Below are 13529 nucleotides of genomic sequence, written 5' to 3' on the forward strand. Positions count from 1 at the left end.
AAAGGCCCTCCTAATGATATTTATTTTATCATAGAAGAACCTTCTAAACATTATTTTACAGAAAAAGTTTCATACTCTCGAATTAACCAAGCCCTATGCAGATAAAAATGAGTTTATTTCCCATCTGGTATCTTATCCGCTTCTGATTATTGATGATCTGGGAATTGAGCGCAAGCCATATCTTTTTCACCATTTCTTTCAGCTCTTCTATATCTTGCGGTGTGGCAGTACCTACGGTGTTTGCAACTTTGGCAAGCTGGTTGATGTTCACACCAATCTTGTGCATTTCCTGATACATTGCTTTCAAATAAGTGGTATCTGTATTGACAATCATGCCATCAATCGCCATCTTACGGAGATAGACACTCATATTAGAGGTCTTGGATAGCATCATCCTCTTGCGGATCATCTTCTTTTCCTCCGGAGTAACCCAGAGCAGTATCTGTACATCTCTTTTTCTGTTTGCCATATAAAAATCTCCTTTATGTTTTTATAAAATCGAGCGAAGCGAAGATTCCAAAAGTGGGGAGGGTCCCGCTTTTGAGGCGAATGCCCGGCAGTGTATATACACTGCCTGTCCCTGCTATTCTTAGCTCTCAGGTATTAAATACAAAAAATCAAAGAAATGTTTATTTTGGATGTGCGGATTATTGCTGAAGCAGCTAAAAAATAGAGAAGAGAGATGACAGCTATTGGCATTGTACCATTTTTTAGTAATGTATTTGTCATAGACACATGTCTTGAAAAAATGATGGCGGAACAATATGTTGCTGTGATATAATGAAATATTCGGAATATTTGGAAGAGAATGAAGAGAGGATATGAGTGAACGACATGAAGAAAACAAAAGAAGGAGTTAATTTGAAGAAAAAGAAATTCCTTAGACTGAAGAATACAGGTAGTATCCTTGTGCTTATGGGGCTTTTGATAATTTTTGTAATAGCACTGTACACATTTATCCTGCAAAGTTCTTACACTAAGACCGCCCTTGATACAGAAATTGCGCGTGATACAGCGAGTGCAGATGCAGTACACAAACTTGTGGATGGAAGAATCAGCAAAGAAGATTTTGATCAAATCAAAGATCAATCTGATGAAAAGAAGCAAATATATAAGGATATTTCTTCATATTTCAATGAAATCAGAACACTGAATTCTACTCGATATATTTACACCGCTAAAAAAAATGAAGAAGGAAAACTCGTTTACGTGGTAGACGGTTTGGATCCGGATGCGGATGATGTAAGGCACCCTGGAGATTATATTGAGGAAGAAATGGTTCCGTATATTGATAGGGCTATTTCTGGGGAGAATGTGTACTCTCAGGATATCATTGATACAACATGGGGGCCGATTTTTACGGCTTGCTATCCTGTAAGCGCAAATCATGATGGGACAGGAGAAATCATTGGCGCATTTTGCATTGAAATGGATATGCAATCAGCTTATGGAATGGTTGAAAAGACGAATCATATTTCCATCATCTGCGGTATAGTCGCAGGAGCTGTATTGCTTTTAATTTGTCTATATACCTATTATGTTTACCAGAAAAGCAAGGCAGAAGAGCAAAAACAAAAACAATTATTAATGAACGCCGCTGAGGAAGCAGAGTCTGCCAACAAAGCAAAATCTGCGTTTTTGCTTAGTATTAGCCATGACATCAGAACGCCGATGAATGCCATTATTGGATTTACAAACATTGCGCTTCACCAGAACACGGTTTCAGATATTCATGATAGCTTGGAGAAAGTTCAAAAAAGTTCGAATCATCTTCTCTCTTTGTTGAATGACGTACTGGATTTTAGTCGCATTGAAAGTGGAAAAGTTACTATTTCGCCCGAGCTAGTGGACATTACTCAATTGACAGATAATGTCCAGGCGATTATGAATGGACTTCTTTATAACCGAGATCTTAAGTTTGAAGTACATCGAGAAAGACCAAAGAACCCATATGTCCTTGCGGATGTTACGCGTATTCGAGAAGTTCTGGTGAATCTTCTTGGCAATGCTGTGAAATTCACAAAGGACGGTGGAAAGATTACTTTGGATATCAGCACTTACCCCGGAACGGATGAGAAACATATCATAATTCGTTATGTTGTTCAAGATAATGGTATTGGCATGAGCGAAGAGTTCCAGAAAGAATTATTCAAGCCGTTTTCACAAGAAGATAATGCTAATGCCAGAACCAAATATAAGGGAACCGGTCTTGGCATGGCCATCACACAAAAATATGTGGATATGATGGGCGGTTCGATTGCTGTTGAGAGCAAAAAAGGTGTAGGTTCTACATTCACAGTGGAGATCCCACTGGAGTTGCAAGAACAGGTTATTCAATCAGAACAAAAACAACCTCTACATAGAGATTTGACAGGTGTTCATGTTCTTATGGCAGAGGATAATGATCTAAATGCTGAACTTGCTACGATAATGCTGGAAGATGCCGGTATGACCGTAACACGCGCATCAGATGGAAAAGAAGTCGTGAATTTGTTTAAAAATCATCCACGAGACACATACGATCTTATTTTGATGGATATCATGATGCCAAACATGGATGGACACCAAGCAACGAAAGCCATTCGAGCCCTAGGTATAGAGCGATCCGATGCAGTTACGATTCCAATTATAGCTTTGTCTGCAAATGCTTTTATAGATGATATTCAGGAATCCCTGGATTCAGGCATGAATGATCATATTTCCAAGCCGATTAACATGGAAGAAGTAACTGATACAATCGCTAAATACATTAAAGACGATACATGTTTGGAAAAGGAACTGAAGCAGAAACAAAATGACAGATAAGTGTCGGAGCATCAGGAAAATCGCATCGTTAGTGAGAAAAATATGACGGTATCTGAATCCTTTATAACAAAGTATTTAAGCATTGTCTAAAAGATCAGATGTTAATAAAAGAATACATTAAATAACAAAAAAAGAATGCAAAGAGGTGGAACTGTATCTGGCCAGGAAAGGCAGTGCAGTTTCGCCTTTTTTGTGCTGTCCTTTTCCTTCCATTCCATGTTATAGTGATATTGTACAAAAATAAAATAATTTGAAATTTGCTGTGATTTTTTTCATTTTGATACGTTTATTATAAAGAGTAAATTCAGCAGAAAGGGTTTGGAAAGTAGAAAAATGCAATATAATAGAAAAATGATTAATGGTGTAGTATTTTTGGAAGAGCAGGCAGATTATTTGTTGCTTCTTGGAAAAGAGGGATTATATACAGTGCAGGCAGAAAATGATCATTGGAATGTTCATTATACACTTCCGGGAGATACATCAAATTTAGACAAACAGTTTATTTCCAAAGATGAAGCATTGCAGGATGTTTATGAAATGGATATATGGCGCAGAAATAGATGGAAATTTTTGCCAATGAAAGAACTAAGGACAAGATTAAAGAAACTTCTCATGGAAGCTGGATTTACACAAGCAGAACTTGCCGAGATGGTGGAAAATTGCAAGGATAATATAAGGAGACTGGAGAGGAACAAATTTATAAATCCTACATATCAGCTCCATCATGATTTCACAGAATTTTTTGAAAAACCTGTGGAAGAAATTTTGGGATATGAAGAAATATAAAATAGAAGGCTGGTGCATAGCAGAAGTGAAACTGTTAATGCATCAGCCTTTTAAAATTAGCCAACTACTTTTCCAAAAGTTTTTAAGGTGGATCCGGAAGTGACTTGGATAGGGGCATATTTTTTATTTAGAGAAATAAGCTGAATACCGGAATCGGATTGATGATATTTCTTTACATAAGCATCACCAATCTGTCCATCCAGATAGAGAGGCTCCATACTGTCACCACATATGATGTTGTTCTGAAAGAAGAAATTGCTGAATTTGAAGAGCTTATGCGCAAAACCATAGCTGACATTGTATCAGAAGCCAGTAGCGTTGCCTGTTGGGTGTATGTGCAGAAATATGTGAAGCACAAAACCCTAAACGAAATGCTGCAAGAATTGCCAGACGTAGGTCAATTCATCCTAGCTATGAATACCTGGTTTGAAAAACTGATGGAGAAATAATCTAGGAAAATAGTTTAAAGTTTACATGTTATGATCATGTATGAAGTTGGAACAAAATAAAAGAATTGTGCTATAATATTGTTCAAGAAAAAAACTCATTGACATATTTCAATCTATTTAGGAGGATAAACGATCATGTGTACAGCAGCAACTTATAAAACAAAAGATTTTTACTTTGGACGAACCCTCGATTATGAATTCTCTTATGGTGATCAGATAGTAATTACACCACGTAATTATGCGTTTAATTTTCGCCATGTTGGCGATATGAAAAATCATTATGCAATTATTGGAATGGCTCATGTTGCAGAGGATTATCCTTTGTATTATGATGCTATGAATGAAAAAGGAGTGGCAATGGCAGGACTGAATTTTGTCGGAAATGCTGTTTATGCTGCGATTAAGCCAGATGTGGAAAATATTGCACAGTTTGAATTTATTCCGTGGATTTTAAGTCAGTGTTCTTCTTTAGTTGAAGTTCGCGAGCTTCTTGAACGAATTAATATTGTTAATACTCCTTTCAGCGAACAATTACCATTAGCACAATTGCACTGGATCATTTCTGATGAGAATGAGTCAATTACGGTAGAATCTATGTCAGATGGTTTGCATATTTATGACAATCCAGTAGGAGTGCTTACGAATAATCCGCCATTTCCACAGCAGATGTTTCAACTAAATAATTATATGTATTTATCTCCTAAACAGCCCAGAAATACTTTCTGCGAAAATTTGGCTCTTGATGCATATAGTAGAGGTATGGGAGGATTAGGTCTTCCGGGAGATCTCTCATCTTCCTCACGCTTTGTACGTGTAGCTTTTACAAAGGTAAATGCAATTTCAGGTGAATCAGAGGAAGAAAGCGTTAGCCAATTCTTCCACATTCTCGGATCTGTGGATCAGCAACGAGGATGTTGCGAAGTAGCGGATGGAAAATATGAAATCACATTGTATACGTCGTGTTGTAATGTTACAAAAGGTATTTATTATTACAATACTTATGAAAACCATCAGATCAGTGCAGTAGATATGCATGTAGAAAATCTGGATAGTGATAAAATGATTTGTTATCCAGTAATTCAAGGAGAACGAATCAACTATCAAAATAAATAATGTTTTGAAATCAGGGATGAGGTAGAAAGGAAAGTTCCATGACAAAAGATGAAGTAAAAAAACTCAGGATGAACAGTCCGGAATCACTACAGTTTTTAAATAATGCTACAAAATTTTATAATTTAATGATGATGTATCGTTGTGCTATTCGGGAGATACAAACTAAACTTGAGGTTTTGGATGATGAATTTTCAGTTGAGAACAATCGAAATCCTATTTCTTTTATAAAAACAAGAATTAAGAAGCCCAATAGTATTTACGATAAACTGCAGAAGATGGGATATGAATTTACAACAGAAAATATACAGACATATCTCAATGATGTAGCAGGCGTTCGAATAGTTTGTGCGTTTATTGACGATATTTATATGATATCAGATTTGATTACCCAACAGGATGATATTAAAGTTATTGAAATAAAAGATTATATAAAAAATCCAAAATCGAATGGTTATCGAAGCTATCATATGATTGTCGAAATACCAGTATTTTTTGCTAAGGGTAAAACACCTATGCGTGTAGAATTACAGATTCGAACCAATGGTATGGATTTCTGGGCAACATTGGAACATCAACTTCGCTATAAAAAAGGAATTGAAGAAATGCCTGGCTATGATGAGATAAGTGAAGAATTACTTCATTCTGCAAGAGCTATCATTGAAGCAGATAATGAAATGCAGAGAATAAAAGACAAAATTGGTATGTTCCATGAAATTTAGGGAGAAAACTGAGCAAGTAGGAAGGTGGAATATATATGAAACAAGATACTTTAGAGGGCAAAGCAAAAACAAAAAATGGGGTAAAACGGCTGTGTTTTTCCATAATCTGCATTCTTCTGGAAGTGATTTTTATTATTACTATCGTAACACGCTTGAATGAATATGCAGAAATCATAAATTTATTTACAAGGATTTTGAGTGGGATCTTGGTTTTGGGATTGTACGCATCAAATAAGACATCCTCTATGAAAATGCCTTGGGTCATCTTAATTCTAATTTTCCCAATTATGGGTGTAGGCCTGTATTTGTTGATTGGTTTGAATGGTGGCACACATAAAATGCGTGAGCGATATGCAGAAATTGATAGCAAATTGTTACCAATGCTTCCGGACAGTCAGGAGTGTTTGAGCAAAATAAAAGAAACAATTCCGAAAGCAGGAAATATAGCAAGTTACATACAAAGAAATTCGCAGTATCCAATCTATCAGAATACGGATATTGTGTATTTTGATGAAGCAGTGAAAGGATTAGAGGCACAGCTTAAGGATTTGGAGAAAGCACAGAAGTTTATCTTTATGGAATATCATGCGATAGAAGACGCTGAAGCATGGCATAAGATTCAAGATGTTCTGGAAGAGCGAGTAAAAGCAGGTGTGGAAGTTAGAGTATTCTACGATGATATGGGTTCTATAGGCTTTATTAACACAGATTTTGTGAAAAAGATGGAGGCAATAGGAATTCATTGCCGTGTATTCAATCCGTTTATGCCAGGTTTAAATCTGTTTTTGAACAATCGTGATCATAGAAAAATAACAGTTATTGATGGAAAAGTCGGATTTACAGGTGGATATAATCTAGCAAACGAATATTTTAATTACACACACCCGTATGGACAGTGGAAAGATACAGGTATTCGTTTAGAAGGAGATGCTGTTCAGTCGCTTACGGTGACATTTTTGGAAATGTGGAATGCAGTAAGTGATAAGGATGCTAATGATTCTGATCTTAGTAAATACCTTTTCCACTATGATTATGCGGCACAGCAAACTGGGTTTATTCAACCTTATGCAGACAGCCCTATGGATAATGAGCAAGTAGGAGAAGAAGTTTATATCAGTATGATAAATAAAGCTGAAAAATATTGTTGGTTTATGACTCCATATCTAATCATAACAGATGAAATGACGCATGCGTTATGTCTGGCTGCTAAGCGAGGGGTAGACGTAAGAATTATCACACCTGGTATCCCTGATAAAAAATTCATTTATAATATAACTCGTTCTTTTTATCATGGATTAGTTAAACATGGTGTTCGTGTTTATGAGTGGACTCCTGGTTTCTGTCATGCAAAAATGAGTGTGGCAGATGACTGTATGGCAACTTGTGGAACAATTAATCTGGATTATCGAAGTTTATATCACCATTTTGAAAACGGCTGTTTTATGGCAGATTGTCAGGCAGTTGTGGAAATAAAAAATGATCTGATAAGAACGATGGGAGAATGTCGTGATGTGACAGACCAATATCAAACCGGACGAAGTGCATATTTGCGACTGGGACAATTATTTATGAGATTATTTGCTGGATTACTATAAGAATCTGATGAAACGACCTTTCAAAAAACAGTTGATTTAGAAGTTAACTGTTTTTGAAAGGCCGTTTTTGCTATATCTAACAGTCTGTTGTACAAAGAAGATTTTGCATGGATGAAAAAAACAAACCTTGTTGAGGTTAAATTGAGATTGACTTTGTATTGTATAAGTATGAAATAAAAAGGAATCAGGTGATGTACAATGAAAAAGCATAAAATATGTAAAATCCTTCTTGTTATACTGGCAATTTTTTTATGTGTGGCTTTTTATGAATTGCTCGGAATCTGCGTTGCATATAAAAAGCAGCCGGAAGTGTCCAATACAACCAAAAAAGAAACAAAAAATGGGTCATGGAACGAATGCAGTGAAAATACAGAACGGGCAGTAATCATAGAAAAGAATCCAGAAGCGCTTTTACAAAGAGTGCGTTTGATCAAGAATGCAAAAAAGGAAATTATTCTTTCTACTTTTGCATTTCAATCCGATGAAAGTGGAAAATTGATTTTAGGAGCACTGCATGATGCGGCAGACAGAGGTGTACATATTCGTCTGTTAGTAGATGGAATGGAGAGCTGGATTGATATGGAAGGAAATCCGTATTTCTATGGATTATCTTCCCATGAGAATGTTGAAATTAAACTGTATAATAAGGCCAATCCGTTGAAACCGTGGAAAATGATGGGTAGAATGCATGATAAATATTTGATTGCAGATGGAAAGAGATATATTCTTGGGGGAAGAAATACATACAATTATTTCTTGGGTGATTTTCCGGGACATAAGAACTATGACAGAGACGTGTTAGTGGTTTGCGATGAACCTGAGAAAGAAAAATCAGTTAACCAGTTGTCAGAGTATTTTGAAACCATATGGAATCAGGAAGACAGTGGTTATTTTCATAACAATAAAAAACTGGCAAATAGAAAATCTGTAAAGAACGCAGTTTTAGAGCTGCAGAACAGCTATCAGAAATATTTTGAAGAGAATAAGGAAAGAATCTGCGAGACCAATTATACGGACGAAACTTTTGAGACAGAAAAAATTACATTAGTGTCAAATCCTATTCACACAGGTTCCAAAGAACCAGTAGTGTGGTATCAGTTGGGAGAATTGATGAAAAATGCAAAAAATCGTGTGAAGATCCACACGCCATATATTATCTGTAATGATATGATGTATAATACATGGAAGGAGATTGCAGAGAACGTTTCAGATTTTTCTATCATGACAAATTCAGTTGCGAATAATGGGAATCCATTTGGGGCTGCCGATTATGCGAAAAACAGAAATAGAATTTTAAGTACAGGAATTAATATCTGGGAATATGAAGGCGGTTATTCATACCACGGAAAAAGTATTCTGATTGACGATGATCTGTCTGTAATCGGTTCCTTTAATATGGACATGAGAAGTGCATATCTGGATACGGAACTGATGCTTGTAATTCGCAGTAAAGATATTAATAAACAGTTAGAAGAGGGCATGATGGAATATGAAAAAGTGTCCCGCCAGATATTAGAAGGCGGAACTTATAATGATCCATATCATGTAGAGCCAATCGAATTAACAAAGAAACGTCAGAGAAAAATATTTTTGGTACAGCATCTGCTTGGATGGGCAAGGTATCTGTTTTAATAAGGAGGAAGGAAAACGTGTTTCAAATATTGATTGTAGAAGATGATAAAGAATTAAGCCAGCTATTCCAAAAAGTGCTTGAGAAGAATGGATATCAAGTCAAAAGTGCATCGGATGGAGCACAGGCATTAGAAGTATTGGATAAGGAATATATTGATCTGATCATTTCTGATATTATGATGCCGGTTATGGATGGCTATGAACTGGTGTCAGAACTCCGTTCAGCAGGATATCAGATACCAGTGCTTATGATCACTGCGAAAGGTTCCTTTGATGATATGCGCCAGGGATTTCTTTCGGGAAGTGACGATTATATGGTAAAACCGGTAAATGTGAATGAAATGGTTTTAAGAGTCGGAGCACTGCTTCGCCGTGCACAGATACTGAATGAACACAAAATTGTGATCGGTTCAACAGAGTTTGATTATGATGCAATGACGGTTACAACTGATAAGGAAAGTTTTGTTTTGCCTAAAAAAGAATTCCTGCTTTTATATAAGCTTGCAGCTTCGCCAGGCAGAACATTTACAAAACAACAGTTGATGGATGAAGTATGGGGATACGAGACGGAGGCAGACCCACATACGATAGAGGTACATATAGGAAGAATCAGAGAGCGTTTTAAAGATAACCCTGATTTTGAAATCGTAACAATGCGTGGAATTGGATACAAGGTGGTGAAAAAATAATGGAACAAAAGAAAGAAAAAGGATTGCGGATCCGATCCTGTCTGACTGGTGCAATCTGGCTGGCACTTGTATTTTCAACAGTCATATCTGCTTTATTATTTGCTTTTTTGAATCATTTTTTTAATCTGCCGGGCAGCATACCTGTGCTTGGCTGGCTTTTGATTTTCAATACATTGATTGCAGGGCTGATCACTTCCTTTATTAATGCAAAGTTACTGGAACCAATTACCAGACTTAGTAAAGCAATGAAGGAAGTTTCTCAGGGAGATTTTGAACAGCATTTGGAAACGAACAGCCGTATAGCAGAAGTTGGAGAATCTTATCAAAGTTTTAACGTTATGACAAAAGAACTTCGTGCAACAGAGGTGCTGCAGATGGATTTTGTATCTAATGTTTCTCATGAGTTTAAGACCCCGATTAATGCCATTGAAGGATATACAATGCTGCTTCAGGGAGAAGAACTATCTCCGGATCAAGAGGAATATGTAGAAAAAATCTTATTTAACACCCAAAGACTTTCCGGATTGGTTGGTAATATTTTGCTGTTATCCAAGTTAGAGAATCAGAATATACCAATGAAAAAAACAGAATATCGTCTGGATGAACAGATTCGCCAGGCATTTCTTTCATTGGAAACAAAATGGACAGAAAAAGAAATTGGTTTTCAGGTAGAATTGGAGGAAGTTAAATATACTGGGAATGAAGGACTTTTTATGCATATCTGGATAAATCTTTTGGATAATGCGATTAAGTTCAGCCCTTCAAAGGGGACAATTACGATGTTTCTGAAACAAGAACAGGATTCTGTTAAGTTCATTCTGGAAGATGAAGGACCAGGAATAGAGGATGATGTAAAATCCAGAATATTTGACAAGTTCTATCAGGTAGATGGATCTCATAAAGCAGAAGGAAATGGCCTAGGTCTTGCACTTGTAAAACGGATTGTAGATAGTGCCGGAGGAACAATCAAAGCAGAAAACCGTGAATATGGTGGATGCAGATTTGTTATAGAGCTGCCAAAGCAGAAAGATGAGATTATATAGTTTTAAAATAAATTAGAAGATGGGAGGATTTATATGACATTTTATCAGGAGTTGCAGTTAAATCAGGCAGGTTCTAAAAACCTGTTGAAAAAGAGTGAAACACTAAAAGAAAAATTATATCATATGTGGGTATATCTGGTGAAGATAGCTGTTACAATGGCATTTTGTTTTTTCTTTGTTAGTATTTTCAGCATCCTATTTGGAAATGAGAACAGCATTGTAGGTGTAGTAGTCTTATTATGTCTCATGGTGTTTAGAAATGCGGATCTGGGGATCCACACCGGACAATCTACGATGCTTTTGGCTTTGTTCTTTGTAATTATGACTGTATGTCCGCATTTAGCAAATCAGTTTTCACCGGTATTGGGAATGCTGTTAAATATTGCGGCACTGGCTGTGTTGATTCTGTTCGGATGCCATAATCCATTCATGTTTAATCAATCTACATTGGTTCTTGGGTATCTGCTGCTATATGGTTATGATGTTACGGGAAAAAGCTATCAGATGCGATTAGTCGGGATGGCTTTAGGTGCAGCACTTACCTGCTTCGTATTTTATCGAAATCATAAAAACAGAACTTATAAAAGAAATCTGAAAGATCTGATACAAGAATTTGATATCACTTCTTCCAGAACAAAATGGCAGATATGTCAGATTTTATGCGTACCGATTGTCCTTTGCATTGCAGAACTTTGTAATATGCCACGTGCAATGTGGGCTGGTATTGCGGCCATGTCCGCGATTTTGCCGTTTATGGAAGATATGCGCTACAGAGTCCGTAAAAGGATTGTCGGAAATATTGCAGGTGTTATATGTTTTACAGTATTATATTTTCTGCTTCCTTCGTCAATCTATGCATATATAGGAATTCTTGGTGGAATCGGTGTAGGATTTTCAGCACAATATGGCTGGCAGGCAGTATTTAACACATTTGGTGCTTTAGCCATTGCTGCAGAGACTTATGGACTACAAGGAGCGGTTAGTCTTAGAGTGATTCAAAATGTTTTTGGTGTTGTGTTTGCTTTAGCATTTTGTGTTATATTTTATTGGTTTATGTCTAAAAAAAAGGAAAGTGAGATGACCGTACATGCAGAGTGAAGTGAATCAGGAAGAAAATTTGAATAGAATTATTACGGTTCCTAATCTTCTTTCTTTTTTTCGGCTTTGTCTGATTCCGGTAATTATATGGAGTTATTGTGTAAAGAAAAATCCTCTGTTAGCTGGTGAAATCTTATTGCTGTCTGGTCTTACGGATCTTGCTGATGGATATATCGCAAGAAGATTCCATAGGATTAGTAATTTAGGAAAAATACTTGATCCGGTGGCTGATAAGCTGACACAGGCAGCGATGTTAATCTGTCTGTTTACTCGTTTTCCGCATGTGCTTCTTTTAATCGTAATAATGGCAGGTAAGGAGCTGTATATGGTAGTCAGTGGATGTCTTGTGATACGAAAGACAGGAAAAGTACATGGTGCAGACTGGCATGGAAAGATAGTAACCTTTTTATTATATGGAACTGCAGCGGTGCATATTATATGGTTCCACATTACACCGATGGTATCAGATCTGTTGATTGGTTTGTGCGCTATAATGATGGTCATATCGGTCGCTCTGTATATTATCCAGAATACCAGGACTCTTAAGGAAGAGACTGTATAAGCAATTTTATATTGCAATGACTAGAAAAATATTTAGGAGAAGATAGATATAAACAGTAAGTCAAACACACAAACTATGGAGTCTTTAGTCGGTTTAATAAAATTTTAGATAGAAAATAAATCATTATAAAAAGATCCTGTTCATACTATGATATATAGAACAGGATCTTTATTTACTTTATTTCGCTAGGAAATTGCTCTGAATCTCCATCGGCATATGATAAGCCTGGCCTCGTTTTGTCAGGCTGTATAATTTAAAGCTCATTAGTTCCGGAGTCGCATTCAATGAACTGCAGAGTCCGAAATAATCAAGGTCCTCGTTCTGAACCATATCTTCGATTTCCTCAAAAGCTATTTTATCTTCGTCAGTCAGTGATCCACCAGCAAACATAGCTGCAGCCTGTTCCAGGATCTGTTGAGCCTGTTTGGCACCGCGATTACCAAACTGTTCGGATGCTTCTGTGATAAAAGCTTCATCCTCACTCATGAGATAAGAAACGTCACACTGTAATGCATCAGCCTTTTAAAATTAGCCAACTACTTTTCCAAAAGTTTTTAAGGTGGATCCGGAAGTGACTTGGATAGGGGCATATTTTTTATTTAGAGAAATAAGCTGAATACCGGAATCGGATTGATGATATTTCTTTACATAAGCATCACCATCAAGGAAGAAGACACCGATTTCTCCTTTTTCAAGTGTTTCTTGTTTATGAATCCAGATGATCTGTCCATCCAGATAGAGAGGCTCCATGCTGTCACCACATACCCGGACACCGAAGTCAGCACTGGAAGATACTTCATCACCAACTTCAATTTCGGAAAAACGGTCGGAATCAAGGAATTGTCCTGTTCCAGCTGAAACCGGGAGATCATAGAGACTGAGGAGGATATGAAAATGAGCAAAAACAATGATTATATTCAGTTACCACCACTAAAAAAAGACACACCGTCCGATGTGATAGCATTTATGTGGGAGTACATGAAAGTACCGGAGGATTCAAGAGAAAAAGTTAAGAATCTGCTTAAAGATGCAAATGAA

General features: G+C 36.7%; 13 protein-coding genes and 2 pseudogenes. 11 read left to right on the plus strand and 4 right to left on the minus strand.

The window, feature by feature from the left end; all coding sequences use genetic code 11:
* Positions 1–82 precede the first annotated feature (82 nt).
* Entirely contained in the window at positions 83–469 is a 387-nt protein-coding gene (locus GPK88_RS17620) for a MobC family plasmid mobilization relaxosome protein (RefSeq protein ID WP_215708087.1), read from the minus strand.
* A 365-nt stretch (positions 470–834) separates the two neighbouring features.
* Here GPK88_RS17620 and GPK88_RS17625 point away from each other — a divergent pair, with 365 nt between their 5' ends.
* On the plus strand, positions 835–2805 hold the full coding sequence (locus tag GPK88_RS17625; protein ID WP_215708088.1) for an ATP-binding protein: 1971 nt from the start codon (positions 835–837) through the stop codon (positions 2803–2805).
* A 351-nt stretch (positions 2806–3156) separates the two neighbouring features.
* Positions 3157–3591 (plus strand): helix-turn-helix transcriptional regulator, encoded by a 435-nt coding sequence (locus GPK88_RS17630; protein ID WP_215708089.1) that lies wholly within the window; start codon positions 3157–3159, stop codon positions 3589–3591.
* A gap of 56 nt (positions 3592–3647) precedes the next feature.
* On the opposite strand, the gene GPK88_RS19030 is transcribed toward GPK88_RS17630, so the two are convergent.
* Positions 3648–3809 carry a S24 family peptidase gene (locus tag GPK88_RS19030; RefSeq protein WP_330626724.1) on the minus strand — a complete coding sequence of 54 codons (162 nt, stop codon included), beginning with the start codon at positions 3807–3809 and terminating at the stop codon, positions 3648–3650.
* Between the two features lie 6 nt (positions 3810–3815).
* Between GPK88_RS19030 and GPK88_RS17635 the strand changes: the two are divergent.
* The 9 genes and pseudogenes from GPK88_RS17635 to GPK88_RS17675 all read left to right on the plus strand — a co-directional run.
* A pseudogene (locus tag GPK88_RS17635) lies at positions 3816–4040 on the plus strand (hypothetical protein); the annotation flags it as partial.
* Between the two features lie 135 nt (positions 4041–4175).
* Positions 4176–5153: a choloylglycine hydrolase gene (gene bsh / locus GPK88_RS17640; RefSeq protein WP_005347230.1), complete on the plus strand. Its 978-nt coding sequence runs from the start codon at positions 4176–4178 to the stop codon at positions 5151–5153.
* 38 nt (positions 5154–5191) lie between these two features.
* A complete protein-coding gene (locus GPK88_RS17645; protein WP_005347231.1) occupies positions 5192–5872 on the plus strand; it encodes a GTP pyrophosphokinase in 681 nt (226 codons plus the stop codon).
* 35 nt (positions 5873–5907) lie between these two features.
* Positions 5908–7467 carry a cardiolipin synthase gene (cls, locus tag GPK88_RS17650; RefSeq protein ID WP_118071557.1) on the plus strand — a complete coding sequence of 520 codons (1560 nt, stop codon included), beginning with the start codon at positions 5908–5910 and terminating at the stop codon, positions 7465–7467.
* A 198-nt stretch (positions 7468–7665) separates the two neighbouring features.
* Positions 7666–9099: a phospholipase D family protein gene (locus GPK88_RS17655; protein WP_215708090.1), complete on the plus strand. Its 1434-nt coding sequence runs from the start codon at positions 7666–7668 to the stop codon at positions 9097–9099.
* Positions 9078–9788: a response regulator transcription factor gene (locus tag GPK88_RS17660; RefSeq protein ID WP_119240215.1), complete on the plus strand. Its 711-nt coding sequence runs from the start codon at positions 9078–9080 to the stop codon at positions 9786–9788. The genes GPK88_RS17655 and GPK88_RS17660 overlap by 22 nt, the downstream gene beginning before the upstream one ends.
* Positions 9788–10831 (plus strand): HAMP domain-containing sensor histidine kinase, encoded by a 1044-nt coding sequence (locus GPK88_RS17665; protein ID WP_005347239.1) that lies wholly within the window; start codon positions 9788–9790, stop codon positions 10829–10831. The genes GPK88_RS17660 and GPK88_RS17665 overlap by 1 nt, the downstream gene beginning before the upstream one ends.
* 33 nt (positions 10832–10864) lie before the next feature.
* Positions 10865–11929, plus strand: coding sequence for an FUSC family protein (locus tag GPK88_RS17670; protein ID WP_215708091.1), 1065 nt, complete (start codon positions 10865–10867; stop codon positions 11927–11929).
* A complete protein-coding gene (locus tag GPK88_RS17675) occupies positions 11919–12491 on the plus strand; it encodes a CDP-alcohol phosphatidyltransferase family protein (RefSeq protein ID WP_055057096.1) in 573 nt (190 codons plus the stop codon). The genes GPK88_RS17670 and GPK88_RS17675 overlap by 11 nt, the downstream gene beginning before the upstream one ends.
* 177 nt (positions 12492–12668) lie before the next feature.
* Here the strand turns inward: GPK88_RS17675 and GPK88_RS17680 are convergent.
* Together GPK88_RS17680 and GPK88_RS19035 are read right to left on the minus strand one after the other, a co-directional pair.
* A pseudogene (locus GPK88_RS17680) lies at positions 12669–13010 on the minus strand (hypothetical protein); the annotation flags it as partial.
* A gap of 9 nt (positions 13011–13019) precedes the next feature.
* Positions 13020–13412, minus strand: a complete 393-nt coding sequence (locus GPK88_RS19035; RefSeq protein WP_252197809.1) for a S24 family peptidase — start codon at positions 13410–13412, stop codon at positions 13020–13022.
* Between the last annotated feature and the right edge of the window lie 117 nt (positions 13413–13529).

This window comes from Blautia sp. MCC269, from assembly GCF_018785655.1.
GTDB lineage: Bacteria > Bacillota > Clostridia > Lachnospirales > Lachnospiraceae > Blautia_A.

Bases quoted from the DNA above. Each gene is read 5' to 3' on its own strand.
- GPK88_RS17620 (WP_215708087.1), bottom strand. From the start codon at position 469: ATGGCAAACAGAAAAAGAGATGTACAGATACTGCTCTGGGTTACTCCG.
- GPK88_RS17625 (WP_215708088.1), top strand. From the start codon at position 835: ATGAAGAAAACAAAAGAAGGAGTTAATTTGAAGAAAAAGAAATTCCTT.
- GPK88_RS17630 (WP_215708089.1), top strand. From the start codon at position 3,157: ATGATTAATGGTGTAGTATTTTTGGAAGAGCAGGCAGATTATTTGTTG.
- GPK88_RS19030 (WP_330626724.1), bottom strand. From the start codon at position 3,809: ATGGAGCCTCTCTATCTGGATGGACAGATTGGTGATGCTTATGTAAAG.
- bsh (WP_005347230.1), top strand. From the start codon at position 4,176: ATGTGTACAGCAGCAACTTATAAAACAAAAGATTTTTACTTTGGACGA.
- GPK88_RS17645 (WP_005347231.1), top strand. From the start codon at position 5,192: ATGACAAAAGATGAAGTAAAAAAACTCAGGATGAACAGTCCGGAATCA.
- cls (WP_118071557.1), top strand. From the start codon at position 5,908: ATGAAACAAGATACTTTAGAGGGCAAAGCAAAAACAAAAAATGGGGTA.
- GPK88_RS17655 (WP_215708090.1), top strand. From the start codon at position 7,666: ATGAAAAAGCATAAAATATGTAAAATCCTTCTTGTTATACTGGCAATT.
- GPK88_RS17660 (WP_119240215.1), top strand. From the start codon at position 9,078: ATGGGCAAGGTATCTGTTTTAATAAGGAGGAAGGAAAACGTGTTTCAA.
- GPK88_RS17665 (WP_005347239.1), top strand. From the start codon at position 9,788: ATGGAACAAAAGAAAGAAAAAGGATTGCGGATCCGATCCTGTCTGACT.
- GPK88_RS17670 (WP_215708091.1), top strand. From the start codon at position 10,865: ATGACATTTTATCAGGAGTTGCAGTTAAATCAGGCAGGTTCTAAAAAC.
- GPK88_RS17675 (WP_055057096.1), top strand. From the start codon at position 11,919: ATGCAGAGTGAAGTGAATCAGGAAGAAAATTTGAATAGAATTATTACG.